Origin of the sequence: Brevibacterium salitolerans, assembly GCF_039531405.1 — a bacterium.
GTDB lineage: Bacteria > Actinomycetota > Actinomycetes > Actinomycetales > Brevibacteriaceae > Brevibacterium > Brevibacterium salitolerans.
In genome coordinates this window covers 19,885-43,977 of record NZ_BAAAPZ010000012.1, presented here as the reverse complement: position 1 = coordinate 43,977, position 24,093 = coordinate 19,885, and the positions used below count along the sequence as shown (strand labels likewise).

Here is a 24,093-nt window from a genome sequence, read left to right as displayed (position 1 = left end):
GATAATGACTCGCATTAAACGTATGCAACGACGCATACATCGCGCGGAGGCTTCCGCCGGGGCGGCCTCGGGACCGGCCTCACACGCGGCAGGAGCGGTTCCCCGGGTGCCCGTGCTGCTGGGCACGCAGCTTCTCTTCAACGTGGGCTTCTATGCCGTGGTGCCGTTCCTCGCCGTCGTGCTCTCCGAGGACTTCGCCCTGGGAGGGGCCGCGGTGGGGGTGGTGCTGGGCGTGCGCACCGCCGCGCAACAGGGGATGTTCCTCCTGGGCGGGGTGCTGGCGGATCGCTGGGGCGCGCGTGCGGTGATCCTCGCCGGGTGCGTTGTGCGGATCGCGGGCTTCCTGGCGCTAGCCGGATCGCTGTGGACGGAGGTGCCGCAGCGGTGGCTGTTCCTCGTCGGCACGGTGCTCACCGGTCTGGGCGGAGCCCTGTTCTCCCCGGGCGTGAACACGCTGGTGGCGCAGGCCGAGGAACGGCGGAGTGGTGCCGCGGTGGTGCCCGAGGCCGGTGCTTCTCCTGGAGCAGGCGCGCGGGTGCGGGGCGAGGCCGATGACGGAGGCGGACGGCGCAGGCCGAGGGCGCCTCGGGCCACGCTCTTCGCCTGGCTGGGGCTGGCGGGTGAGATGGGTGCCGTGCTGGGACCGCTGCTGGGTGCCGTGCTGCTGGGCTGGGGCTTTCCGGTGGTCGCCGCCGGCGGTGCTGTGCTGTTCGTGTGCATCGCGGTCTTCCTGTGGATCGCGCTGCCGGGGCGAGGTCGCCGGCAGGAGCGGCGGCGTGTCGAGTCATCCGCAGGGCGAGGAGCTCGCAGGGACGGGGTGGCTGCATCCGAGCTCGGGAGTGAGGCACCAGCGGCCAGGGCGGCGGACCGCCGTCGAAGGGAAGCAGGCTCGAGCCGCCGTCGCGGGGGAGTGGTCGCGGATCGTCGGTTCCTCGCCTTCGCGGGCCTGCATGCCGTGGACCTCATCGCCTACAACCAGCTGTACCTCACGCTCCCGCTGGAGCTGCGGCGCGTGGGCGGGGGAGCGGCGGAGATCGGGCTGATGTTCGCCGCGGTCTCGGTGCTGACGCTGGCGCTGCAGCTGCCTGTGGCCAGACTGTTCGCCGGCACGCGGCCGGGTGTGGCGCTGCGCTGCGGCTACGCGGCGAGTGCGCTCGGCTTCGGGGTGCTGGCTGCGGGTGCACTTCTGGGCTCGGGCGGCCCGGGTGGACCGGATGAACGCGGCGATTCGGGTGGTTCGGGCGGGCTGGGCGCCCTGCTCGGCCTCGGCGGCTCCGGTGCGTTCGAGAGCATGCCCGGCACACCCGTGGACGGGCAGATGCTGGCGGTGTTCCTGGCCGTGGGGTGCCTCACGCTCGGTCACCTCATCGCCAATCCCATTGCGCTCAGCACAGTTCCCCGATTCGCCGGTCGCCGCCCCGCGGGCGCGTACTTCGGCCTGCTCTCGACGACGGGCGGCATCGGGGTGCTGGCGGGCAATGTCGTGGCCGGGCGGCTCATGGGCGATGGTGCGGCCGGTTCGTGTGCGGTGTGGGTGTTCCTGGCGGTGCTGCCGCTGGTCTCGGCCCTTCTCATCGTGAAGGTGGCGAACGGGCGGGCGGGTCGGAAGGTGCCGGACTGACAGCTCGGGCCTGCGCGCCGAGGCCGGCCTCCTCACGGCATGTGCGTGTGCGCTGTGAGGAGGCCGGCGTCTCTGCGGCGGGGAATCGCCCCGCAGGTCGTTCCGGCATGGGCCGTAGCGGAACCGGCACCCGGTGGCGGGAGAATGCCTCTGCCGCCGGGCGGAGGCAGGCCCTCAGCGGGCCGGCTGGTTTCCGAGGTGTGCGGCGAGGTTGCGCAGCGCCTCGTCCCAGCCGTCGTAGACGTATCCGTCGCCGGGGGTGCCTGCGAATCCGCGCTGGTGGAAGACCATCTCCGTCTGCTCGCCGTGTTCGGTGAAGGTGAGCGTGATGACGGACTGGGCCTCCTCCGCGCGATCGTCCGGGTCGCCCCAGGTGAAGACGAGGCGGTCCTGAGGTGCGACCTCGAGGAAGACGCCGCCGGTCGGATACTTCTCACCGGTCTCCTCGTTGGTCATGGTGTAGCGGTAGAGGCCGCCTTCGCGGACGTCGTAGGAGATCGAGTCCGTCGTGACCCCGAAGGGGTGGAGCCAGCCGGCGAGGTGCTCCTCCTCCGTCCATGCGCGCCAGACGAGGTCGCGCGGGGCGTCGAAGGTGCGGGTGATCGTGAACTCCGGGGTGGTGGGCGAGGCCGAGGCGTCTGTCTTCGTGCTCATGGCGATTCCTCCTGGGGCGTGTTCGGGGCTGGGCGGGGCGTCGGTGCCCCGGCGGCTTCTGTCTTCATGGACGCGAGGTGCGCGTCGAGTGCGTCGAGGCGCTCATTCCACTCACGGCGGTGCTTCTCGACCCAGGCCGAGGCCTCGTCGAGGGGCTCTGCCTGCAGTGAGAGGGTGCGCCACTGCGCGTGCGCGGTCCGGGTGACCAGGCCTGCGCGCTCGAGCGCCTTCAGGTGCTGGGAGATCGCCGGTGCGCTCATCTCGAACGGTTCCGCGATCTCACTGACGGTGGCCGGTCCCTGTGCCAGGCGCGTGAGGATCTGTCTGCGCGTGGGGTCTGCGAGAGCGGCGAACACCATGCTCAATGGGTCCTTCGCCACTGATGAACCATCTCCTTAATTAGTGGATACCTTAAGTATGACTGGGGATCCGGTGCTGTCAAGGGTCGAAGTTCCGGTCCTGCGAAGTTCCGGCTCCGCGAAGTTCCGGTCCTGCGGGGCCCTTTCTCGCGCGGAGGAGGGCCCGCAGAATGACCGTTGCGCGAACGCAGGTGTGCGAGTGCTGTCCGGAGGCCGGCGGTGTCCTCGGGCGCGGGAGCACCACCGGCTCGGATGTCACCGCTGGTCCGCGCCTCTCCACGCAGGGAACGGGTCCGGGTAGGTGCGCCAGGCCTCGGGGCCGGCGAGGAGCTCTGCGTCGGTGAGTGCGGCGGCATCCAGGGCCTCGGCCAGCTGACGGAGATCCAGGTCGAGGCCGATGAGCGCGAGATCCTGGCCGAGGGCGAGCGGCTCGTCGGCGGCGGTCAGCCGGCTGTCCAGGGCTGCGGGTGTGAGCGAGAAGCTGCCGCCCACCTGCCCCCACTGGGCGGTGATGTGCGGGCGCGAGCACAGCCGGCAGAAGCCGACCGAGCGCAGGAGCCGGCCTCGGCCGAGGGCCTCGTGGCTCTGCAGTGCGCGGGCGAGGCGCCTCGGGTGGAAGGGTCTCATCTGCTCGTAGCGCAGTGCGCTCACTCTGCTGTGGCGATGCTGTGGTGCGAACTCGTCGTTGAGGAGGGCGATCCATCCCGGCCGCGTCTGCTCCCGGGTGTACGGCGCTGTCGCATACCCGGCTCCGGGGTTCGGGTAGTCCGCCCGCCGCGTGACGCTCGCCAGCTCCACGTGCGCCTCGGGGCTCAGGTGGCTGGTGAGGGACCGGAGCGCGTCCTGCTCCTCGCGGCGGAGGAGGCTGCAGTTGGTGAGCACGACGGTCGAGGCGAACTCGATCTGCGTGACGATCAGCTCAGCGCGCGGAGCCGTGAGAGGCGTCCCCTCGGCGTCGCTGCGGCCGAGGGGCACGTGTGCCGTGGTGGTGAGGTCGGCGAGGAGGTGCGCGGCGTCGACGATGCAGATCAGCTCGCGCAGGCGGGTGGGGCTTCCCTCGTGGGTGTGGTCCGCGACGATGCTGCGCGCGGAGGTCTCCACGGGGTACTCCAGGACGAGGCCGGTCGAGCCGGGGACGCGGGTGTTGAGCGCGAGTGCGGAGCGGAGGGTCTCGTCCGGGTCTGCGGGGCCGGCCAGCTGACCGGCGGGGACGAGCGTCATGTGGCGGGAGGCAGCCAGGCGGCGCGCATATTCGCGGCGCTCGGGGGTGCATGCTCCGACGACGGCGATCACGTCTGTGCCACTGGTGGCGGGGACCCCGAGGTGCGGGTCCCTTGTCTCTCCCGTGTGGACCGTGGTCGGCTGCTCGGTCTCGACGTGCCTTCCTTTTCGGAGGCGCCGTCCGCTTCGGGGGTCGTCTCTGAGGGGGTTCTCGCCTGCTGCTGCCATGTGGCTCGGTTCCTTCGCCTGGAGTGTGTATTCTGAGTGATGTTGATAATCATTCCACATAGGAGGTCGAGATGAAGGTCCGCAACTCCCTGCGTTCGCTCAAGAAGCAGCCCGGAGCGCAGGTGGTGCGGCGCAAGGGGCGCACCTACGTCATCAACAAGCTCAACCCGCGCTTCAAGGGGCGGCAGGGGTGACGTTCTCGCGCTGACTCGCACCTGTTGACGCTGTGCGCACGTGTGCTCGGGTGAATGACGCCAATGGGTGCGAAGTGTCGTGACGCGACTCCGCGCGGCAGCCCGCGCAACAGAGCGTCCGTCGCAGCACGCCCGCCGCTGCTCCTTAGACTGAACACGGTCTGTTGCCGCAGGCCGCCGCACAGTCCTCGGGAGGTTGAGAGTGCCCATCACCCACGTCGTTCTGCAGACCGCGGAACAGCATCCGGACAGGATCGCGATTGCGGGTGAGGACGGACGCCTCACCTATGCGGAGCTGGTCGAGGACTCCCGGCACATGTTCGCCGCGGTCGAGTCCCTCCACCGTGCCCAGCCGGAGCCTCCTGCGCCTGCCCCGGAGACTCGCGGCATCCCCATCACGGCCGTCAGCGTGGAGTCCGCATTCCACACCTCCCGCATCGTCGCCGGACTCGCCGGGTACCGGGCGGTCTCCGCGACCCTCGACCCGCGCTGGCCCATCGAACACCGTGTGGGGGTGGTGCTCTCCACCGACATCGGCGTCATCGTCAGTGATTCCGCGGATCTCGCGGAGGCTCTCGCCGCCCGGGGCTGGACCGGCACGGTCGTCTCGCTGCAGGAGTTCCGGGAGCTCGAGGGCGGAGCCGTGCCCGCGCCGATGCCTGCCGTGCGCGGCGGCGAGGAGCCGTTCCTCATGCTGTTCTCCTCCGGCACCACCAGCAATCCCAAGGCCTTCCTCAAGACGCGCGAGCAGTACCGGGCGAACGTCGCCGTCTCCAGCGCCCACCTCGAGCCGCTGCCCGGCGTCGCGACACTGGCGCCCGGCCCCGTCTCCTACAGCCTCACGCTCTACGCGCTCATCGAGTGCATGGCGACCGGCGGCAGCGCGCACATGGCAGATCAGTTCGATGCGATCGACGCCGGTCGCCGGATCGCAGCCGTTGGCATCACCCGCGTGGTCGCCGTCCCCGCCGTCGCTCAGGGCCTCGCCGTCGCTGCTCGCCGTGACCCCGAGCGCTTCGCCTCCCTGGAGCTCGTGGTCACCGGCGGCGCGAACCTGCCGGAGTCCATCCGCACCGGCCTGGCCGAGGCGCTGCCCGGAGTGCGCCTCATCAGCTACTACGGTGCCGCGGAGATCGGCTTCATCGGTGACAGCCGTGACGGCGACGGTACGCTCATCAGCCTCTACGACGGCATCGAGGCGAGCATCCGCGACGACGCCGGGAACCCCGTGCCGGACGGTGAGCTGGGCACGCTGTGGATCCGCGCCGATGCGTGTTCGGACGGCTACCTCGCCGGAACCACGACGGAGGTGCTGCGCGGTGCGGACGGCTGGGCCACCGTCCACGACCAGGGCAGGCTGGTGCCGGCGGAGGGTGGGCAGTCTGCCGCCGAGGCCGGCCCCGGTACCGGAGGCGCCTCCACCGGAGGGGTCGCTTCAGCCGAGGCCGGAGCGGCAGGCTCCCCGGCACCTCGGCCGCGGCTGCAGCTGGTGGGACGCAGGGGCGACATCGCCGTGACCGGCGGGCACAAGGTCGCCCTGCCCGAGGTGGAGCGCGCCTTCGACGGCATGCCCGGGCTGGGAGCGGTGTGCGCGGTGGCGCTGCCGGATGCCGCGCTGGGCACCGTCGTGGCTCTCGTGGTGGAGCCGGAGAGTGCGGCCGGTGTGCCAGGAAAGGCGCAGCTGCAGGAGTGGGCGCACGCCCGCCTCGCCCCGCAGTTCGTACCGCGGCGCTGGTACGCGGTGGATCGCCTACCCCGCACGGTGGGTCAGAAGATCAGGCGTCCGGCCACTGCGGAGCTCGTGCAGGAAGGACGTGCGAGACGGCTGTGAGGCACGTCGTCCTCGCGCTTGCTGTCGCTCTGGTGCAGAGGACCAAGGGGAGAACGGCGGTGAAGAACGCAGTCATGTAATCGCTCATATGGCGAGTGAAGGGAGCAGGCGATGGTCATGACGAGTGTTGACCTGGATCCACAGCTGATCGAACGCGCGAGGGCATTGACGGGTGAGCGCTCGAACCGGGCGGTCCTCGACCTCGCACTGCGTCGCCTCATCGCGTCGAAGCAGAAGGACGCGATGATCGACGGCATCGCGGAGCTCACCGATCTGCCGGACGAACTGAATGCACCAGTCGCGAGGCCGTCCCCTCCCGCGACATGACTTCTGTCGCATCGCGAGGGTGTCCGCACTGCAGCACGAGTGCATAGAGCCGTCTCGCTGACGCACCTCGTGACTTCGCAGGGCTGGACATGGTTAGCCTGAGCTGTGCACGTGCGTGGTGCACAGGGCAGAGCGGAATCCGGACCGGCAGGAGGCGGCGATGACTGAGCGGCGACGAGTGGTCGTGACCGGCATGGGTGCGGTGACACCCAGCGGCACCAGTGCGCAGGCGCTGTGGGACTCGGTGGCCGCCGGCCGCAGCGCGATCCGCGAGCTCGAGGGCGAGCAGTACGCGGACCTGGCGGTGCGGATCGGCGGCCAGGTGCGCGACTTCGACGCCGCCGCGTACTTCCCCCGCTCCCTGGCCCGCCGGCTGAGCCCCGTGCAGCACTGGGCCGTGGCGGCCGGTGACGAGGCGCTGGCACAGGCGTGCGCCTCGGCGGCGGATTCTGCTGCAGAGAGCGCAGCGAGGTCACCGCAGGTCACCACCGTGCCCGAGGCCGGGGCCGGGAACCCGCCCGCGGTCCCGGAGGAGCTCCCCTGGGACCCGGTGCGCATCGCCGTCATCGCCGCGACCGGTTCCGGGCCCGTCGACGCCATGCAGGCCGCCACGCGTGCGCTGGACTCCGGCGGCCCGCGCGCCGTCCCGCTCACACTCGCCATCTACGGTGCCCCTGACTCCGCCGCCGCACTGCTCAGCCAGCGGCACGGGATCCTCGGCCCGGGCCAGGGGGTCTCCGCCACCTGCGCCTCGGGGGCCATCGGCCTGGGGGAGGGCCTGCGGCGCATCCGCCACGGCTATGCCGATGCCGTCCTGGTGGTCGGGATGGAGGACTGCCTCGGCGGGGTGAACCTGGCGTCGAACGCGAACATGCGCGCGCTCGCGGCGGGCTATGAGGGCGACCCGGCGGCGGCCAGCCGGCCCTTCGACGCCGCACGGTCCGGCTTCGTCATGTCCCAGGGGGCGGCGGCCGTCCTGCTGGAGTCCGAGGACTCCGCCCGCGCCCGAGGCGCCCGCATCCTCGCAGAGCTCGCCGGCTTCGGTGCCTCCTCCGATGCCCACCACCCCACCGCACCGCATCCGGAGGGCCGGGGCGCCGCAGCCGCGGTGCGCGAGTGCCTGGCGGACGCGGCAGCGATGAGCGCGGGGGACTCAGCGGGCCCGGGCGCTGGGGCTTCGCACACCGGTGCGGACGCGGGCGCCGCCTCGGTGGTCGTCGACCACATCAACGCCCACGGCACCGGCACGCCGGCCGGCGACGAGGCTGAGCTGCGCGCGCTCGAGGCGGCGCTGGGCCAGGAAGCCCGCACGGTGCCCATCAGCGCCACCAAGTCCAGCACCGGACACCTGCTCGGGGCCTCGGGCGTGGTGGAAGCGGTGATTGCAGTGCACACGCTGCGCGCGGGGCTGCTGCCGCCCACCCTCAATCTGGACGAGCCGGCGTTCGAAGGCTGGGACTTCGTGCGTGGAGCCGCGCGCAGTCAGTCGGTGCGCAGCGTGCTCTCCACCTCGTTCGGGTTCGGCGGGCACAACGGGGCGCTGCTGTTCCGGTCCGAGTGAATCTCGATGTGGACGATGAGTGGTGAAGGCTCAGGCTCTGGGCGCGAGTCTGCCGTGACGGCCGCAACCACCAGGCCGCTGATGACGGTTGCGACGATGGTTTCAACGGTGTTGCCGAGGAGTGGCATCTCCTTGTTCATGCAGGCCGTGTCGGAGGACGCGTCAGGTGGGCGGAGGTACGGGCGCGGGCGGGGCGGAGAGTAGCGTGAGCAGTGACACCACGGGCGGCGAGAGCGAGGGGACGAGGATGACGGATCGGGAGCAGCGGCACGCGGAGCTCGCGGAGCAGTACCTGCCGGAGGAGCTGTTGCAGCGCTTCCGCGAGCGTGCGGCGGTGTACGACGCGGAGAACCGCTTCTTCGACGAGGACCTCGAGGAGCTGCGTGAGCGCGGCTATCTCACCCTCTTCGTGCCCACCGCACACGGCGGTCCCGGACTGAGCCTCAACCAGGTCTCCCGGCTGCAGCAGCGCCTGGCGACGGCCGCTCCGGCCACTGCGCTCGCCGTCAACATGCACCTCATGTGCACCGGTGTGGTCAAGGCGCTGGACGACCGCGGTGACGACTCGCTGAACTGGGTGTTCGACGAGGTCATGGCGGGGGAGATCTTCGCCTTCGGGATCAGCGAGCCCTCCAATGACTGGGTCATGCAGGGCTCCACCACCACAGCGGTGCCGGACGGCGAAGGTGGGTACCGGCTCAGCGGCGTGAAGATCTTCACCTCGCTCTCCCCGGTGTGGACGCGTCTCATCGCGCACGGTCTGGACGAGACGACGGACCCCGAGGCGCCCGCGCTGGTCTACGGCTTCCTCGAGCGGACGCCGGAGGAGGCACGGGCGCAGTACGCGGCGGCGCGGGGCGTCGGGGAGAATGCGAGCGGAACGGACGGGGCCGGCGCGGCTGCCGGTGAGCCCGGCCCCGGCGACGGCATCACGGTGTCCGGCGACTGGGACGTCATGGGCATGCGCGCCTCGCAGAGCCGCGCCACGATCCTCGACGGTGCGCGGATGCCTGCACACCGGGTGGCGCGGCGGATCGAGCCCGGTCCGGTGCCGGACCTCCTCACCTTCGCCATCACGAGCGGCTTCCAGCTGCTCATCGCCTCCGTCTATGCCGGTGTGGCGAGGCGGGCGCTGGAGCTGGGTGCGGAAGGGCTGAAGGCGCGCCGCTCGCTGAAGAAGGACATGACGTATGCGGAGGTGCCGGAGTCACGCGTGCGGCTGGCGGATGCGCACCTGGAGTTCATGGCCGTCCCCGCACAGCTGGAGACGTACACGCGTGAGTTCGACGAGCTCACGGATCACGGAGCCGGCTGGCCGCTGCGGCTGGTGAGTGCCCGCATCAACGCTTCGACGGCTGCGCGCCGGTGCGCGGAGACCGCGCTCATGTGCACGAGCGGGCGAGGGTTCGGCAACGCCCACGAGCTCAGCCGCCTGTTCCGCGACGCGACCGCCGGGCTCTTCCACCCGCCCAGCGAGGATGCCGCCCGCCCCATGTACGCGGCGGCACTGCTCGACGACTGAGGCGGTGTGCCGCCGCTCCGGCGGAGCCGGGGGCGCGGTGTGCCGGCGGAGCCGGTGCGCCGGAGGACACGGTGCGCTGGAGACCGTGAGGTGCCGGAGGAGAGGGAGAGACATGGTGGGAACGGATCGTGTGGGAGCGGATCGTTCTGCAGTGCCGGAGGGGCCGGGGGACGCGGTGGACGCCTCGACTTCCGCTGGTACCCCGACCCCCGCGGAGGCGCTCGTGGAGCGGCACGTCAGCGCGTTCAACGCGAAGGACCTCGACGCACTGCTCGCGGACTTCACGGAGGACGCCCGCTGGGTCACTGGCGACTATGCGGTCCCGGCCGGAGGTCTGCGGGACTTCTTCGGGCAGGCGATGAGCGCTGTCCTTCCCACGCTCACCGTGGTGCGTGTGATCGACGGCGGGGAATCGGTGGTCGCGGAGATGACCGAGGAATGGACCTACGAGGGAGTGGTGAAGAGTGCGGCGCTCCTTGCGGTGTTCGACCTGGAGGAAGGGCGGATCGCACGCGCCAAGATCTACCGCGAGGGTTCGGCGGACGCCTGAGGGAAGGCGGCCTCGGGCGCTGCGGCTCTTCAGGGGGACCGAGCGCGCACTCGCGGGCGGGGACCGCACCTGCTGGTGGGGACCGCACCCGCTTTGTCTCCAGGACACCCGCTTCTCGGCGGAGAGAGGCGGGTGTCCTGAGGGAGAAGCGGGTGTCATCTGGTGATTAGGCGAATGCCCGTGCACGCACCCGCGAGCGTCACTCGTCCGCAGCGACAGAGACCCGCGCAGCGGAGGCCCGCGTGGCGGAGGCCTCGGCGGTGTCTGCATGTCCGGTGAGGAACCAGTTCGCGGCACCCGCGAGCACCACGACGGAGGCCGCGCACACCGGCGCCCAGAGCGCGGTGCCGGTGCCGAGCGCCTCGGCCACCTGGCCGGTGCCCGCAGCCGCGAGCGACTGCCCCACGATGACGCCGGAGCCCAGCATCGTCATGACGGTGGCCGAACGGCCCAGCGGGCTCCGGTCCGCGCCGAGCCCGTACAGCGTGACGAGCACGGGGCCCACACCGGTGCCCATGAGCGCCAGCGCGACGACGACGGCAGCCAGCGCGGTGGCGTTCGCGAGCAGGAGGCTGCCGCCCAGCAGGAGCAGGCCGAAGGTGAGCCAGCGCGCACGGAGGGAGAACCGTGCGGGCAGCCACGCCATGCCGAGAGCGAGTACGGCGGAGCCGATGCCCATGATCCCGTAGAACAGCCCTGCCCTCTCGGACTCGCCCAGGTCCGCCATGAAGGAGGTGAGCGAGGTGAGCACTGAGCCGAAGAACAGCCCCACACCGAAGATGCCCACGACCACCGTGAGCAGGACGGGACGGAAGAGCTCGCGTGCCGACGACGGTGCGGAGCCGTCCTCGCTCCGGGCGGCGGAGACGGCACGGCCGGTGGGGTGCAGGGCGAAGGCGATGACGAAGACCGCGGAGAGCGCGGCGGCGATGGCCAGCGGCGCCCACGGGGTGAGGGCGGAGGCGAGGATGCCGACCAGGAAGGGACCGAACACGAACACCATCTCGTCCGCGGCGGACTCGTAGGACATGGTCGCGGAGAGCGCCTTGGGCCTGCGAGCGGGTGCCATGCGCTCCGCGATGAGCGTCACGAGGCGCGACCGCGACATGGGTGCGACCTGCGGTGCCGTCGCACCGATCCCGAACGCCGCGAGGAGCAGCAGCGCCGGCGACGCCTGGCTGTACACGACCGCGCAGAAGACGAGGAGCAGGACGCTGTTGACCGGCGCGATGAGCAGCAGCACGCGGCGCTGGCCGAACCTGTCCGCAGCCGCCCCCAGCAGCGGACCCACCACCGCCGTGCCGACGCCCACGAAGGCGGAGGTGAGGCCGCCGAGGGAGAGGGAGCCTCGGGCGGAGACGGCCACGGTGAGCACACCCACGACCATCATCGCGAAGGGAAGGCGCGCGATGAAGGCGATGGGGAAGTAGGGGAGGCCCGCGAGGCTGAGCACGCTGGGCTGCGCTGCGCCGTTCCGGGCGGCGTCACTCAGTGCGGCACCGCCGCCTGCCGGATCGTTCGGGGCAGTGCCGACGGAGGAGGTGTGCGTCTGTGTCATGGCTCTTCGGGGGTCGGGGACGCGGTGAGAATGGTGCCGCCGCTGTCCGCCGGAATGCCGACGGCCGGTAGATACACAACTGCACCGGATTCTAGCAGGGCGGTTCGCGGCAGGGGAACGCCTCCGCGTCCGTGCCCCGGCGTATCGTTGCTCACATGACTGATCTGCTGAAGAACCGCCGTGCCCTCGTCACCGGTGCCGCCTCCGGGATCGGCCGCGCCACCGCGCTCGCCTTCGCCGCGGAGGGTGCGCACGTGATCGTCGCGGACAGGGATGCCGCCGGAGCCGAGGCCGTGGTCGCGGAGATCGCCGCGGCGGCCTCGGGTGCGGGTTCTGCAGCGACCGGGGAGGCCTCTGCTGCGGGGCCGGCCTCGGGTGCGGGTTCTGCGGAGGCCTGGGAGGTGGACCTCGCGGACACGGACGCCCTCGAGGCGCGGTTCGCCGCAGAGCCGCTCGAGGTGGACGTCCTCGTCAACAATGCCGGCATCCAGCGCATCCACCCGGTCGAGGGCTTCCCGCTGGAGGAGTGGCGGCTCATCCAGCGGCTCATGCTGGAGTCACCGTTCGTCCTCACGAAGGCGGCGCTGCCGGGCATGTACGCGCGCGGCTGGGGCCGGATCATCAACCTCTCGTCCGTCCACGGGCTGCGGGCCTCGGCGAACAAGTCCGCCTACGTCGCCGCCAAGCACGGGATCATGGGACTGACCAAGACGACGGCGCTGGAGGGCGGCCCCAAGGGCGTGACCTGCAACGCGATCAACCCCGGCTACGTCATGACGCCCCTGGTGCAGAACCAGGTGGCGGACCTCGCCGCTCAGCGTGGCATCAGCGAGGACGCGGTGCTGGACGAGGTCTTCCTCGAACACTCAGCGGTCCCGTCGCTGCCGGTGCCCGACGACGTCGCCGCGATCGCCGTGCTGCTCGCCTCCGAGGCCGGCCGCGCCATCAACGGAGCCGCGCACTCGATCGACGGCGGCTGGTCCGCTGCGTGAGCGAACGCGCCGGGGGTGCGAGCGGGAGAGCCACCGGTGCGCATCCCTCCGCCGAGGGGCCGGTCAGCGCGGACACCGGTGCGGTGAGTGCGTCACGTGCCCCAGTGCAGGCTGCCGCAGCGTGCTCGGCAGCTGAGGGGTCTGAAGGGGAGAGCTTCTCCGCAGATCTTCCTGCGGAGAATGCCTACGACCGCAGAGCCGAGGAGTACACGCAGCTCCTGGGATCCATGGATGCGACCGCAGAGGCCGATCGCGCGCTCGTGGGCCGCTGGGCGGACTCCTTGCGCAGGATTGTGCCCACCTCACGTGACGTCTGTGTACCGGACGTGGTGGGCGTCCGGTGCGCAGACGTCACTTCCGACGGCCGGCAGGACGAGGACGGCGCGCCGCTGCTTCTCGATGTGGGCTGCGGCCCCGGGCACTGGACTGCGTGGCTGGATGCGCGGCTTGCTGATGGGTGTGAGCGCTCGGCGGGCGCAGCCGACCACCGTGCCGGTCCGGCCGAGGCCCCGGCCGGCAGGGTTGATCATCCCGCCTCTGCGGTCGCAGACGTGCCTCTGCTGCGCACCGGCGAGCCCGAGAGGCAGGGCTCGCCGAGGATCCATGTCGTCGGCATCGATCCTGCGCCCGCCTTCCTCGCCCTCGCGCGGAGCAGGTTTCCCTCCACTGCATTCCGCCTCGGGCGGGCTGAGGAGCTGGGAGAGTCGGACGCGAGCGTGCAGGGGATCCTCGCCTGGTACTCCCTCATCCACACCGCTCCCGAGGCCCTGCCCGCCGCTCTCACCGAGTTCGCCCGAGTGCTGGTGCCCGGGGGCAGCCTGCTCATGGGCTTCTTCGAGGGGCCGCGGTGCGAGCCTTTCGACCACGCGGTGACGACGGCCTGGTTCTGGCCGGTCGGGGAGCTCTCCACCGTGGTCGCGGAAGCTGGTTTCGTCGTGGAGGAGCCCCATACCCGGCATGACGCGGGAGCGCGGCCGCACGGAGCACTCCTGGCCCGGCGGCGCTGAGCGCACCACCCTGAACGCACCGCACCGCCCCCGGCCCCCGAGAGCCTCGAAGTTACGTCTGCGTAGCGGCCGTGGTGGGCGGCCGCTACGCAGACGTAACCTGAGGGTTTGGGTGTGAGCCCTTCCGGGCTCGGAAGCGTGACGTGCCGGGTGCTCAGAGGACGGCGTCGTCGAGGTCCGCGAAGGTCCGGTCCAGGCTCTCCAGCAGATCGAACTGCGGGTGCACCCGCGGCAGCTCGTGGCTGAAGAAGTACCGGGCAGCGGCGCGCTTGCCGGCGTAGAAGGCGGTGTCATCGGCACCGGATGCACGGCTGGCCGCGCTCCCCGCAGACGAGTCCGCACCGCTCGCGGTGGCACCCGCATCGGTGCCACCGGAGGTTGCGCTGTCACCCGTGCGGGCCTCGGCGGCGTCCGCCGCGAGCGCCTGCTCCAGCCACAGCCAGGCCATGACGGTGTGGCCCACGGCCTCGAGGTATTCCCACGAGTTCGACTGCGCCTGCAGCGGATCCCCGTCCGCCCACAGCGTCGCGGTGACGGACTCCGTGCGCGCCAGTGCGGTCTCCAGTGCGGCGGCCTGCTCTGCCCAGGCGGTCCCCTCCGCCTTCGCGGTCGTCGCGCGGATCGTCTCGGCCAGCAGCCGCAGTCCGGCGCCGCCCTTCATGCGGACCTTGCGGCCCAGCAGGTCGAGGGACTGGATGCCGTCCGTACCCTCGTGGATGGGGTTGAGTCGGTTGTCGCGATAGAGCTGCTCCACGTCGTGGTCGCGCGTGTACCCGGCGCCGCCCAGCACCTGGATCGCGAGGTCGTTGGCCTTGAGGCACCAGCGCGAGGGCCACGTCTTCACGAGCGGAGTGAGCACGTCGAGGAGGAGGTCGGCGCGCTCGCGGTCGGCGGCCTCGGGCGCGGTCTGGGACTCGTCCAGCAGCCTGGCCGCGTAGAGGACGAGGGCCATGCCGCCCTCCACGTAGGACTTCGAGGCCAGGAGCATCCGGCGGATGTCCGGGTGGCGCACGAGGTGCACGGGCGGAGCCGCCGGATCCTTGTCCTCGAGCGGGCGGCCCTGGATGCGGTCACGGGCGTACTCCAGGGCGGCGAGGTAGCCGCGATAGCCCAGCGCCACAGCGCCGGAGCCCACACCGATCCGCGCGCCGTTCATCATGTGGAACATGTACGCGAGGCCCTTGCCGCGCTCGCCCACGAGATGCCCTACGGCACCGCTCTTGCCGCCGGGCGTGAACGCGCCCTCTCCGAAGTTCAGCAGCGTGTTGGTGGTCCCGCGCCAGCCCATCTTGTGGTTGAGCCCGCTGAGCACCACGTCATTGCGCTGGCCCACGCTGCCGTCGTCATTCACCAGCTTCTTGGGCACGATGAACAGCGAGAGGCCCTTGACGCCCGGCGCATCGCCCTCAGCGCGGGCGAGGACGAGGTGCACGATGTTCTCGCTGAGCTCGTGCTCGCCGCCGGAGATCCACATCTTCTGGCCGTGCACGCGGTAGGTGCCGTCGTCCTGGGGGACGGCACGGGTGGAGACGTCGCTCAGCGAGGAGCCCACCTCCGGCTCGGAGAGGCACATGGTGCCCGTGAAGCGGCCCTCCAGCTCCGGGACGACATAGCGCTCGATCTGCTCCGGCGTGCCGTGGGCCAGGAGGAGGGCGGCATTGCCCATCGAGAGCATCGCGTAGCTGGAGGTGGCGATGTTCGCAGCCTGGAACCAGGCGAAGCAGGCGCGGGAGACGGTGTGGGGCAGCTGGATGCCTCCGTACTCCTCGTCGACGGCACCCGTGAGCAGGCCGGACTCCGCGAACGTGTCCAGAGCGGCCTTGACCTCCGGGATGATGTGGACCGTCTCGCCGTCGAACGTGGGCTCGTTGAGGTCGTTCTTGCGGTAGTGCGGGGCGAAGTGCTCGCGTGCGATGTCCTCGGAGACCTCGAGGAGCGAGTCGAAGGTCTCGCGGGAGTGGTCCGCGAAGCGCTCCCGCTCCGTGAGCGCGGAGACGTCGAGCCAGTCGTGGAGCAGGAAGCGCAGGTCGCGGCGGGACAGGATCGATTCGGTCATAGGGGCATCAGCCTTTCGCGGACGAACAGCATTGGTCGGTCACGCCTATCGAATGAGCGTTAAGTACCACTGTAGCGGGAGGGTGCGGCGGATTCGGCGGGGTGGAAGCGGCGGTGGGGCGTCCTGGCACCGGCTGTGTGCTCAGCCGCCCGCGTATGGGTGGGTGGCTGTGAGGGTTCACGGGTTCACGGAGCGCGAGAGGCGAGCACAGCAGCACAGCACCGCCGCGCCGCATCCTCAGCGCAGTGCGGCGAGGACGTGCTCCACCACCGGGCTGCGCAGCGCCTCCGGCCGCACCGACGCCCAGTACTCCATGACCTTGTCGAACTCCGGCAGCACGCGGACCAGGGAGTCGTCGCCCTGCGCGGCGTACACCGGCAGGAGGCCGATCCCCACGCCCATCTGCGTGGCCTGCAGCTGCGCATTCACCGAGTTGGAGCGGAAGTAGCCGGCCGTCTCCGGCAGCGACTCCGCCGCGTTGAGGAGACCGTCGACCTCCAGCGAGTGCTCCGGATAGTAGATGAGCCGGCGGTCCGCCAGCGCCTCCTCCGTCTCCGGCTCCCCGTGGCGGGCGAGGTAGGACGGCGCGGCGAAGAGGCCCAGGGAGTACGAGCGCAGGTAGTGGGCGGTGGAGTGGCGCGTGTCCGGACGGCCCACCACGATCTCGATGTCCATCCCGGAGCGGTAGCGGCGGGCGCGCTGCGTGGCGGTCTGGAGCTCCACCTGCAGGCCCGGGTGGTTGCGCTGCAGGCGGCTGAGCGCCGGCATGGCGAAGGTGCGGACGAAGCCCTCCGGCGCGGCGATGCGCACGGTCCCGGACAGGCGGCGTCCCGCGCCGCCCTCCTCCGGGGCGGGCCCGGCGACGGAGGCGAGGGCGGTCTCCACGGCCTCCGCGGCGGGCAGCAGCTGCCTGCCGCGCGCGGTGAGCTCCCAGCCCTCGGGGGCCTGGGTGAGCACGCGGTCCGCCACCGCCTTCTCCAGGGAGGCGATGCGGCGGGAGACCGTCGTGTGGTTGACGCCGAGGCTGTGGGCGGCCGCCGTGTACTTGCCCAGCCGGGCGACGGCGAGGAGGGTGAGGAGGTCATCCGGCGCGATGCGGGGGCCGGAGGCCGACGGCACGTGCGAGCTGGTCATGGAGGCATCGTATCCGTGGGGCCGCGGTGGGTCTGCGCTGACGCACCGGCGCAGGGGCTCGCGGAAGGATGCGCAGACGCCGGCCGCCGCACGCGCGTGCCGGACGGAGGCGGGCCTGCTGCGAGGCTCCGGCACGGCACGAGGCCGGCGGCTCATCTGCACCGGTGCACACCTCCGGTGCGGAAGCGGATCCTCCTGACGGCCGCCCGGGCCGCGCGCAGGGGCGCGGTGTGTGACGGCGGGCATATTCTGGGGGTGTCAGCCGCACGGCCCGGAGCCGAGCCGGAGCGGCACGGAGGAACAGGCGAGTGCAAGGAGGCATCATGGCGAACATCGGCTGGATCGGACTGGGCAACATGGGCCGCCCGATGACGAAGAACCTCATCGCGGCAGGTCACACGGTCAAGGGCTTCGACGTCGTCCCGGCGGCGGTGGAGGCGGCAGCCGCGGACGGCGTGCAGGCGGCGGGATCCATCGCCGAGGCCGTGGCCGGCGCGGACTTCGTCTTCAGCATGCTGCCCAAGGGCGAGCACGCCCGCAGCGTGTACTTCGACGCCGGCGGCGTCTTCGACTCCGCGTCCACGGACACGCTGCTGGTGGACGACTCGACGATCGACGTCGACACCGCGCGGGCCCTGCACGCCGGTGCCCGCGAGCGCGGCTTCCGGTTCATCGACGGGCCGGTCTCCGGCGGTGTGGGCGGCGCGCAGGCGGGGACGCTCACCTTCATGCTCGGCGGCGCGGATGCGGACGTGGAGGCGGTGCGCCCCGTGGTCGAGGCGATGGCCGGCAACATCTTCCACGCCGGCGGCGACGGAGCCGGGCAGGCCGCCAAGATCGTCAACAACATGCAGCTGGCCATCAGCCTCCAGGGCGTGGTCGAGGGCGCCGTGCTGGCCCAGCGCTTCGGACTCGACCCCAAGGTCTTCTTCGACATCGCGAAGGTGTCCTCCGGCGACTCCTGGCCGCTGCGCAACTGGTACCCCGTCCCCGGAGTGGTCGACATCTCCCCGGCGGAGAGGGAGTTCACCGCCGGCTTCTCCACCATGCTCATGCACAAGGACGTGGGCCTGGCGCTCGCCGGCGCGGAGTCCGAGGGCCTGGACCTGCCCGCCGCGAGCCTCGTCCACGAGAAGCTGCAGAAGCTCATCGACGAGGGCTGGGGGGACCGGGACACCTCCGTCCTCATCCGCAACATCGACGAGAACGCGAAGGGCCTGCCCGAGGCGCCCTGAGCGAGCGCTTCTGACGAGAGGGTGCGCCCCGCGCGGTTCCACGGCGAACTGCGCGGGGCGCACTTCTGTGCACTGCGCGGGGCCGGGGAGTGGGGCAGGGAGTTGGCCGGCACTCCCGCAGGTGAGGAACGAGACAGCCGCGAGCCCTGCCCGCGGACCGCGCCGAGGTCTAGAGTCATGCACGCAGACGAATACGACGATCCGCACGCCGACCGCGGATTCCCGAGCCGGTGTGCTTGAGGAGGCGGAGATGAAGACGCGTGCAGCCGTGGTGGTCGAAGGCGGCAAGGACCTGGAGATCCGCGAGGTCGAGCTCGACGATCCCCGTCCGGATGAGATCCGCGTGAAGATGGTGGCGTCCGGCATCTGCCACACGGATGCGATCTTCCGTGACCAGTGGCACCCCATCGAGCTCCCCGCCGTGCTGGGGCACGAGGGCTCGGGCATCGTCGAGGAGGTCGGCAGCGCGGTCACGGACCTTGCTCCCGGCGACCGCGTGGTGCTGGGGCCGGCGTTCTGCGGCCAGTGCGCGCAGTGCTTCGCAGGGCACCCCATGTACTGCGAGAAGTTCGGCGAGCGGAACTTCGCCGGTGTGCGCGGAGACGGCTCCCGGGCCTTCAGCGACGAGAACGGCCCGGTGGGCTCGCACTTCTTCGGCCAGTCCTCCTTCGCGGAGCACTCCAACGTCGTGGCCAGCGGTGCGATCAAGGTCGACGAGGAGGTGCCGCTCGAACTGCTCGGACCCCTGGGCTGCGGCATCATGACCGGTGCGGGCTCCGTGCTCAACGTCCTGGACGTGAAGGCGGGCGACTCGCTCGCCGTGTTCGGCACCGGCGCGGTCGGCATGGCCGGCGTGCTCGCCGCGAAGGCGGCCGGCGTCTCCACCATCATCGTCGTCGACATCGTCGAGTCCCGCCTCGAGTTCGCCCGGGAGCTCGGTGCCACCCACACCGTGAACTCGAAGGAGCAGGACCCGGTGGAGGCGATCATGGAGATCACCGGCACCGGCGTCCAGCACGCGCTCGACACCACCGGTGTGCCCGCGGTCTTCAACCAGATGACCAACTCGCTGCGCATCCTCGGGCACGGTGTGCTCGTAGGGGCCTCCAAGGTGGGCACGCAGGCCTCCATCGACGTGGGCACTCGCCTGGCCTCCGGCATCCGGGTGAGCCTGGTGATCGAGGGCGATGCCGTCCCGCAGGAGTTCATCCCGCGGCTCATCGCGCTCCACAAGACCGGCGTCTTCCCGTTCGAGAAGCTCACCCGCACGTATCCGCTCGAGGAGATCAACCGCGCGTTCGCGGACTCCGCGGAGGGGACCACGCTCAAGCCCATCGTCGTCTACTGAGCGACGCCGCGGCCGGCGGCTGAGCGCACAGCCGCCGGCTCCCGAGGCGCCGGCCCGCTCGCAGACCCGCTCACCGGGCGCGCACCGGCCCCCGGCGAGTGGGAACCACCCTGTGAGAAGGGGGCCGAGGCCGGTGTCCTCCCGGTGTAGTGTCGGCCCCAGCTATCGCATCACATGGAGGTGATCCGCCTATGTCCGCATGGGACCCGAACGAGATCCGACGAGTCCACGAACTCCAGCAGCGCAGCAAGTGGAGGGTGGGGAACACCACCGCGGAGCAGCGGGTGGAGAAGCTGGGGAGGCTCCGCGAGGTGCTCCTCAGCCGCGCCGACGACGTCGATGAGGCCCTGCACCGGGACCTGCGCCGCACCAAGGAGAAGTTCGCGGACGGCTTCACCGGCGCCGGGACGGAGCTGGGCGGTGTGCTCGCGGAGATCGACGGGATCATCGCGCACCTCGCGGAGTGGATGGAGCCGCAGGCCGTGCCCGTCTCATACCCCGGCACCGAGGCGTTCGTCCAGTACGAGGCCCGCGGCCAGGTGCTCCTGTACGGTCCGTGGAACTACCCCTTCCTGCTGACCTTCCAGCCGCTGGCGGCGATCATCGGTGCCGGCAACGTCGCGATCGTCAAGCCCAACGAGCTCGCCCCGGCCACCTCCGCGCTCGCGGCGGAGATCATCCGGGCGGCGTTCTCCGAGGACGAGGTGGCGGTCTTCGAGGGCGGAGTGGACCTCGCGAACGCGCTCTCCGAGCTCCCCGTCGACCACGTCTTCTTCACCGGCAGCCCTGCTGTGGGCAAGGTCGTCATGGCCGCCGCGGCGAAGCACCTGGCCTCCGTCACGCTGGAGCTGGGCGGCAAGTGCCCCGCGGTCATCGACGGCACCACGGACCTCGACGCGGCCGCGCAGGCGCTCATGATCGGCAAGATGTCCAACGCCGGCCAGATCTGCCTGGCGCCGGACCACGTGTACGTGAAGCGGGCGCTGCGCGACGAGTTCGTGGACCGCTTCATGGGCGCGGTGCAGGACCGCGTCTACAACGGCGACGAGATCAACCTCGACCGCTTCTCCCGCATCGTCGACGAACGGAACTTCGACCGGGTCGCAGGCTACATCGACGATGCCGTGGAGCGCGGTGCCAAGCTGATCGGCAGCGGCCGGCGCGACCGCGAGACGCTGACGGTGGAGCCCTGCGTCCTCCTCGACGTGCCCGAGGACGCCGCCGTCATGCAGGACGAGATCTTCGGCCCGGTGCTGCCGGTGTTCGCCTACGACGAGCTGGGCGAGGTGATCGACGGCATCCGCAGCCGCACCAAGCCGCTCACCATGCACGTCTTCACGGCGGACCCCGAGGCCGAGGCCCGGGTGCTCGCGGAGACCTCCTCCGGCGGAGTGAGCATCAACGGCTGGGCGGGCAACTACCTCGAGCCCAATCTGCCCTTCGGCGGTGCCAACCACAGCGGGATCGGCGCCTACCACTCGATCCACGGCTTCCGGGAGCTCTCCCACGCCCGTGCCGTGGCGAAGCGCCCGATCGTCCAGGACTGAGCGGACGCACGAGGCCGCACGGATCGCTGAGATCCGCGCGGCCTTTCCGCCGGTGCTCCGGCCCCTGCTCCCGCCGGTGCTCCGAACCATGCTCCTCAGGCGCTCCGGCCGGCCCCCTCAGAACTGCTGGCGCAGCACGTTCTTCCTGATCTTCCCGGTGGTGGTCTTGGGCAGCGCGTCCACGAACTCCACCCGCTTGGGCGTCTCGAAGCCGCTGAGCTTCTCCCGCACGTGGGCGAGGATCTCCTCCTCCACCTGTGCCGCGCGCCGGCTGCGCTCCTGAGCACTCACGCTCCCATCCGCCACCGAGCCCTCGCCCTCCAGGGGCGGCACGCGGTCGCTGAGCACCACGGCCGTGACGGCCTCGCCCCAGTGCGCGTGCTCGGTCCCGATCACGCAGCACTCGACGACTCCCGGCGCATCCGCGACGATGCGCTCGACCTTCATCGAGGACACGTTCTCCCCGCCGGTCTTGATGATGTCCTTGACCCGGTCCGTGAACCAGACGACGCCCTCCTCGTCCAGGTGCCCGAGGTCCCCGGAGTGGAACCAGCCGTGCCGGAAGGACTCCTCGTTGGCGTCGGGCCGGTTCCAGTAGCCGAGCGTGACGTGGCCGCCCCGGTAGACGATCTCACCGGTCTCGCCGGTGGGCAGGAGCTCGCCGTCGGGGCCCATGATCTGCACGCGCACGGTGGGCATGGGCATGCCCCACGAGCCGTTCTTCCCGTGCCGGTGCTCGGGCCGCTGGAAGGTCGTCGCGGGGATCACCTCCGTCTGCCCGGAGCCCAGCACGATCTTGGCGTTGGGCATCATCGCGTCCATGCCCGCGAGGATCCGCTCCGGCATCTGTGCCATCGCGTACATGGCGGTGTCCATCGCACTGAGGTCGCGCGGCCGCTTGGCGTGTTCGGCCACGAGCGCGCCCCACATCATCGGCAGGCCGGTGAAGGTCGTCACGCGCTCGCGCTCCAGCGCGTCGATCGCGGCGACGGGATCGAAGCCCTGCTGGATGACGAGCGTGCCGCCGGTGAACAGGACGGGCTTGGCCAGGGTGTTGAGTGCGGTCACGTGGAACATCGGGAGGACGAGGAGCATGGTTCCCGGCGTGCGTCCCCAGTCCCCGCCGAGCAGGAGCGCGTTCGTCATCGCGCCCATGACGACAGCACTGTGTGCAGCCAGCGCGCCCTTGGGGTTCGCGGTGGTCCCGGAGGTGTAGAGGCACTGGACGACGTCGTCGCTGCCGATGAGGATCCGCAGTTCCTCGCCCACCTCGGCGGCGAACAGCTCCGCGAGGTCGACGGTCCGGGCTCCGGGGAGGCCGGAGTCGAGCGGGGAGGCGCCCGAGGCCTCGGCCGCCTCCGCCGCGCCCGCCGTCCGCCGCACCACGACGGTTTCCACCTCCGCACCGGCCGCCGCAGCCGCGGTCAGCAGGGGCAGCAGGGCCTCGTCGATGACGACGGTGCGGGCCTGGGCGTCCGTGAGTATCCAGGCGATGTCCTCCGGCGCGAGGCCGTAGTTGACGGGCAGGGCCACCCGCCCGGACTTCGCGATGCCGAAGTAGACGGGGAGGAACTCGTAGCAGTTCGTCATGAGCACGGCGACGGGCTCGCCCTGTTCCGGCGCGTGGGGGAGCGCGAGGATGCCGCGGGCCACGGCCTCGGAGTCGTGCTCGAGCGTGGCGTAGTCGATGCGGCGCTCGCCGTCCACCACGGCGATGTTGTGCGGCAGTCTGTCCGCCGTGCGGGTGAGGGCGTCGCCCACGGTGTTGCGGCGTGCGAGGTTGAGGTCCTGGGGGTCGACTCTGCTGGTGTCCGCGCGCATGGAGGGTCCTTTCCTGGGAGGGGGAGTCCTGGTCCTGGGAGGGGGAGTCCTGGAGGGATGAGTCCCTGAAGGGGTGGTGGGTTCAGAGGTCGTAGCCGTCGAGCTTCGCCAGCACCTGCAGCATGACCTCGTCGGCGCCGCCGCCGATCGAGACGAGACGGCTGTCGCGGTAGAAGCGGCTGGTCCAGTTCTCCTCCATGTAGCCGAGGCCGCCGTGGTACTGGACGGCCGCGTCCGCGACCTCGCGGAGCAGCCTGCCCGCGGTGAGTTTGCCGACGGTCGCCTCGCGGGTGATGTCCTCACCGGCGCCCAGCTTGCGGCACATCTTCTCGTTGAGCGCCCGGAGCAGGTCCAGCTGGGCGGAGAGCTCGGTGAGGCGGAAGACGGGGTACTGACGGGTGGCCAGCGGAGCGCCGAACACGGTGCGCGTCTGCAGGTAGTCCCGCGTCCGCTCCAGCGCCTGGGCGGCGGAGCCCGCGGCGGAGAAGCACGCGGAGAGGCGCTCGATGACGAACTGCTGCATCTGCTGCTGGAACCCGCGACCGGGGGTGCCGATGGTGTTCGAGACGGGCACGCGCGCATCCTCCAGCCGCAGCTCCACGGTGTCGGAGGAGCGGTTGCCCAGTTTGTCGAGGACGCGCACCACCTCGAAGCCGGGGGTGTCCCGGGGCACGATGATCTGGCTCATGCCGCGGTGTCCGCCCTCGTCGGAGGTGCGCACGAGCATGCAGAACCAGTCCGCCTGAGCGCCGTTGGTGATGAAGATCTTCTGGCCGGTGATCACCCAGTCGTTGCCGTCGCGGCGGGCGCGGGTGGACAGTCCGGCGACGTCGGAGCCGGAGCCCGGCTCCGTGACGGCGATCGCGGCGACCTGCTCTCCGCGCAGGGCGGGACGCAGGTACGCCTCTTTGAGCTCCGGGGTGCCGAAGCGGGCGAGCGAGGGTGTGGCCATGTGCATCTGCACGTTGATCGCCATGCTCACGCCTGCCGCACCGCAGCGGGCGAGCTCCTCCGCGAGGACCATCTGGTACTCCAGCGGCGCGCCTTCACCGCCGTCCTCCGGGCTGTAGCCGAGGCCGAGCAGGCCGTGCTCCGCCAACCGGGGGAACAGCTCGTGGGCGTCGAACGCGCCCGCAGCCTCCCACTCGTCGATCCGGGAGGCGATCTCCTTCTCCAGGATCGCCCGCACGCTGGTGCGGAACTCCTCGATGTCCTCGGTGTCCGTGTTCGTGTGTGCCTCTGCTGTCACTGTGATGTCCTCTCCGGGGTGTGATTCACGGTCTGTGCGGGGGTGGGGGTGTCCGGCCGGGGTGGGCGCGCGACGGGT

Annotated in this window: 20 protein-coding genes; 12 read left to right on the top strand and 8 right to left on the bottom strand. The window is 71.1% G+C overall.

Annotated elements, in window-relative coordinates; translation table 11 throughout:
* Positions 1 to 22 precede the first annotated feature (22 nt).
* Positions 23 to 1,621: an MFS transporter gene (locus ABD240_RS12640; RefSeq protein WP_344337627.1), complete on the top strand. Its 1,599-nt coding sequence runs from the start codon at positions 23 to 25 to the stop codon at positions 1,619 to 1,621.
* 174 nt (positions 1,622 to 1,795) lie between these two features.
* Here ABD240_RS12640 and ABD240_RS12635 read toward each other — a convergent pair whose 3' ends face one another.
* From ABD240_RS12635 to ABD240_RS12625, 3 genes are all read right to left on the bottom strand, one after another.
* Positions 1,796 to 2,275, bottom strand: coding sequence for an SRPBCC family protein (locus ABD240_RS12635; protein WP_344337625.1), 480 nt, complete (start codon positions 2,273 to 2,275; stop codon positions 1,796 to 1,798).
* Positions 2,272 to 2,655 carry an ArsR/SmtB family transcription factor gene (locus tag ABD240_RS12630; protein ID WP_291796223.1) on the bottom strand — a complete coding sequence of 128 codons (384 nt, stop codon included), beginning with the start codon at positions 2,653 to 2,655 and terminating at the stop codon, positions 2,272 to 2,274. Before ABD240_RS12630 ends, ABD240_RS12635 begins: the two co-directional genes overlap by 4 nt.
* A 234-nt stretch (positions 2,656 to 2,889) precedes the next feature.
* Complete coding sequence (locus ABD240_RS12625) at positions 2,890 to 3,855, bottom strand: GTP-binding protein (protein ID WP_291796219.1); 966 nt, start codon at positions 3,853 to 3,855, stop codon at positions 2,890 to 2,892.
* Positions 3,856 to 4,154: 299 nt separating this feature from the next.
* On the opposite strand from ABD240_RS12625, the gene ykgO reads away from it, so the two are divergent.
* The 6 genes from ykgO to ABD240_RS12595 all read left to right on the top strand — a co-directional run bounded on the left by ykgO (position 4,155) and on the right by ABD240_RS12595 (position 10,068).
* Entirely contained in the window at positions 4,155 to 4,277 is a 123-nt protein-coding gene (gene ykgO, locus ABD240_RS12620; RefSeq protein WP_291796217.1) for a type B 50S ribosomal protein L36, read from the top strand.
* 202 nt (positions 4,278 to 4,479) lie between these two features.
* Positions 4,480 to 6,108, top strand: coding sequence for a class I adenylate-forming enzyme family protein (locus ABD240_RS12615; RefSeq protein ID WP_344337621.1), 1,629 nt, complete (start codon positions 4,480 to 4,482; stop codon positions 6,106 to 6,108).
* Between the two features lie 117 nt (positions 6,109 to 6,225).
* Positions 6,226 to 6,435 carry a type II toxin-antitoxin system VapB family antitoxin gene (locus tag ABD240_RS12610; RefSeq protein ID WP_344337619.1) on the top strand — a complete coding sequence of 70 codons (210 nt, stop codon included), beginning with the start codon at positions 6,226 to 6,228 and terminating at the stop codon, positions 6,433 to 6,435.
* Positions 6,436 to 6,595: 160 nt separating this feature from the next.
* Positions 6,596 to 7,996: a beta-ketoacyl-[acyl-carrier-protein] synthase family protein gene (locus ABD240_RS12605; protein WP_344337617.1), complete on the top strand. Its 1,401-nt coding sequence runs from the start codon at positions 6,596 to 6,598 to the stop codon at positions 7,994 to 7,996.
* A 247-nt stretch (positions 7,997 to 8,243) separates the two neighbouring features.
* Positions 8,244 to 9,518 carry an acyl-CoA dehydrogenase family protein gene (locus tag ABD240_RS12600; RefSeq protein WP_344337688.1) on the top strand — a complete coding sequence of 425 codons (1,275 nt, stop codon included), beginning with the start codon at positions 8,244 to 8,246 and terminating at the stop codon, positions 9,516 to 9,518.
* 112 nt (positions 9,519 to 9,630) lie between these two features.
* Positions 9,631 to 10,068, top strand: coding sequence for a nuclear transport factor 2 family protein (locus ABD240_RS12595; RefSeq protein ID WP_291796207.1), 438 nt, complete (start codon positions 9,631 to 9,633; stop codon positions 10,066 to 10,068).
* Between the two features lie 199 nt (positions 10,069 to 10,267).
* Here ABD240_RS12595 and ABD240_RS12590 read toward each other — a convergent pair whose 3' ends face one another.
* Positions 10,268 to 11,626, bottom strand: a complete 1,359-nt coding sequence (locus ABD240_RS12590) for an MFS transporter (RefSeq protein ID WP_344337614.1) — start codon at positions 11,624 to 11,626, stop codon at positions 10,268 to 10,270.
* 155 nt (positions 11,627 to 11,781) lie between these two features.
* Here ABD240_RS12590 and ABD240_RS12585 point away from each other — a divergent pair, with 155 nt between their 5' ends.
* Both ABD240_RS12585 and ABD240_RS12580 read left to right on the top strand, forming a co-directional pair.
* Positions 11,782 to 12,618: a 3-hydroxybutyrate dehydrogenase gene (locus ABD240_RS12585; RefSeq protein ID WP_291796201.1), complete on the top strand. Its 837-nt coding sequence runs from the start codon at positions 11,782 to 11,784 to the stop codon at positions 12,616 to 12,618.
* A 227-nt stretch (positions 12,619 to 12,845) separates the two neighbouring features.
* On the top strand, positions 12,846 to 13,625 hold the full coding sequence (locus ABD240_RS12580; protein WP_344337611.1) for a class I SAM-dependent methyltransferase: 780 nt from the start codon (positions 12,846 to 12,848) through the stop codon (positions 13,623 to 13,625).
* A 154-nt stretch (positions 13,626 to 13,779) separates the two neighbouring features.
* On the opposite strand, the gene ABD240_RS12575 is transcribed toward ABD240_RS12580, so the two are convergent.
* A complete protein-coding gene (locus ABD240_RS12575) occupies positions 13,780 to 15,681 on the bottom strand; it encodes an acyl-CoA dehydrogenase (RefSeq protein ID WP_344337609.1) in 1,902 nt (633 codons plus the stop codon).
* A gap of 237 nt (positions 15,682 to 15,918) precedes the next feature.
* On the bottom strand, positions 15,919 to 16,815 hold the full coding sequence (locus ABD240_RS12570) for a LysR family transcriptional regulator (protein ID WP_291796193.1): 897 nt from the start codon (positions 16,813 to 16,815) through the stop codon (positions 15,919 to 15,921).
* A gap of 323 nt (positions 16,816 to 17,138) precedes the next feature.
* Here ABD240_RS12570 and mmsB point away from each other — a divergent pair, with 323 nt between their 5' ends.
* From mmsB to ABD240_RS12555, 3 genes are all read left to right on the top strand, one after another.
* Positions 17,139 to 18,050 (top strand): 3-hydroxyisobutyrate dehydrogenase, encoded by a 912-nt coding sequence (gene mmsB / locus ABD240_RS12565; RefSeq protein WP_344337606.1) that lies wholly within the window; start codon positions 17,139 to 17,141, stop codon positions 18,048 to 18,050.
* 250 nt (positions 18,051 to 18,300) lie between these two features.
* Positions 18,301 to 19,398 (top strand): NAD(P)-dependent alcohol dehydrogenase, encoded by a 1,098-nt coding sequence (locus tag ABD240_RS12560; protein WP_291796189.1) that lies wholly within the window; start codon positions 18,301 to 18,303, stop codon positions 19,396 to 19,398.
* A 191-nt stretch (positions 19,399 to 19,589) separates the two neighbouring features.
* Entirely contained in the window at positions 19,590 to 20,945 is a 1,356-nt protein-coding gene (locus ABD240_RS12555; protein ID WP_344337604.1) for an aldehyde dehydrogenase family protein, read from the top strand.
* A 117-nt stretch (positions 20,946 to 21,062) separates the two neighbouring features.
* Here the strand turns inward: ABD240_RS12555 and ABD240_RS12550 are convergent, their stop codons facing one another.
* Together ABD240_RS12550 and ABD240_RS12545 are read right to left on the bottom strand one after the other, a co-directional pair.
* Entirely contained in the window at positions 21,063 to 22,766 is a 1,704-nt protein-coding gene (locus ABD240_RS12550) for a class I adenylate-forming enzyme family protein (protein ID WP_344337602.1), read from the bottom strand.
* An 82-nt stretch (positions 22,767 to 22,848) separates the two neighbouring features.
* Positions 22,849 to 24,015: an acyl-CoA dehydrogenase family protein gene (locus ABD240_RS12545; RefSeq protein ID WP_344337600.1), complete on the bottom strand. Its 1,167-nt coding sequence runs from the start codon at positions 24,013 to 24,015 to the stop codon at positions 22,849 to 22,851.
* Between the last annotated feature and the right edge of the window lie 78 nt (positions 24,016 to 24,093).